Annotated in this window: 1 pseudogene; it reads left to right on the top strand. The window is 69.9% G+C overall.

Going from position 1 to position 1,565, the window contains the following annotated elements:
- Positions 1-1,565, top strand: a pseudogene (locus IAE24_RS29935) (RHS repeat protein); the annotation flags it as partial.

Below are 1,565 nucleotides of genomic sequence, written 5' to 3'. Positions count from 1 at the left end.
CCCTGGCGCCTCATGGCCCAGATCGACCGCTTCGGGCGCCGCCAGCTCTACCACTACAGCGACGGCACCACGCCCGAGGCCGGCCACAGTGCGAGCAAGGACCTCATCCCCGCAGGCCGCCTGGTCTCGCTGAGCGACGGCACGGGCCGGCGCTACCGCCTGCTGCACCAGCGCATCCATGGTGGCAGGGATGCGCAGGGACTGAACGGACTGTGGGGCGCCGACGACGGCTGGCGGGTCACAGGCGTGGACCTCACACAGGACCCGTTGCACCCCCTGTCCACCCCCATCGCCCTCGTGCGCTACGGCTACAGCAGCGCAGGCGACCTCATCACCGTCCACGACCGCGCAGGCCAGCTCGTGCGCGAATTCGAATGGGACCACCACCGCATCAGCGCCCACCGCCATGCCAGCGGACCCTGGCACAGCTACCGCTACGAGAGCGCCCAGCCCGGCGCCCGCGTCATCGAGCACAGCAACCAGGAAGGCCTCAGCTACCGCTTCGACTACCTGGCCCAGCCCCCGGGCCCGGGCGGCCAGCCGCGTGCCGCCACCCGCGTCAGCGACAGCCTGGATCGCATCGAGACCTACTACTTCGAAGGCGCAGCGGGCCTGTCGCGCCTCATCGCCCACCACAAGGCCGATGGCAGCCGCTGGCTGCAGGCCTACGACAGCTTCGGCCGCCTGGCCTCGCGCACCGACCCGCTGGGGCGCAGCGTCCACCTCAGGCGTGATGGCCAGGGCCGGCTCATCGGCGTGCAACTGCCCGACGGGCGCAGCACCCAGCAGGAACACGACGAAGCCACCGGCCGCCTGCTGCAAAGCACTGACACCGCAGGGGCCACCACCGGCTACCAATACGACAGCTGGGGCCGTCTCATCCAGATCACCCAGGCCGATGGCAGCACCGAGCGCTACCACTACCCCGACCCCCAGGAAGCGCCGCTCACCTGCGACAGCCCCCGGCGCATCGAAGACGCCCAGGGCGGCAGCAAACAGCTGGCCTGGAGCGACGCGGGCCAACTGCTCAGCTACACCGACTGCTCGGGCCACAGCACGCACTACCACTACGACCGCTGGGGAGCGCTCATCGAAGTGGACAACGCCCTGGGCCAGCGCCAACGCCACCAGCGCGACGGCCAGGGCCGCATCGTGGCCAGCGAACTGCCCAACGGCCAGATCGAGCGCTACCACTACGACAGCGCAGGCCACCTCACGCGCATCGATCCGGCCCAGCCTGCGGGCACCTCCAGCGAAACCCAGACCGCCGACTCCAGCATCCACCTGCGCTACGACCTCTGGGGCAGGCTCATCCAGCGAACACATGGTGGCCTCACCCTGGCCTTCGAATACGACAGCGCTGGCCGCCTCCTGCGCCTCGTCAATGAGAACGGGGCGCAAAGCCGCTTTGCCTGGGACGCGCTGGACCGGCTCGTGCAGGAAGAAGGGTTTGACCAACGGCTGCAGCGCTACCGCTGGGACGCGGCAGGCCAGCTCATGGAAGCCACGGACGGCAACGCCGCGCAGCAAAGCAGCAGCCACTACCGCTGGGACGAAGGCGGGCG

The organism is Delftia sp. S65 (assembly GCF_016516495.1).
GTDB classification, from domain to species: domain Bacteria; phylum Pseudomonadota; class Gammaproteobacteria; order Burkholderiales; family Burkholderiaceae_C; genus Comamonas; species Comamonas acidovorans.
This window is presented reverse-complemented; position numbering and strand designations above follow the sequence as displayed.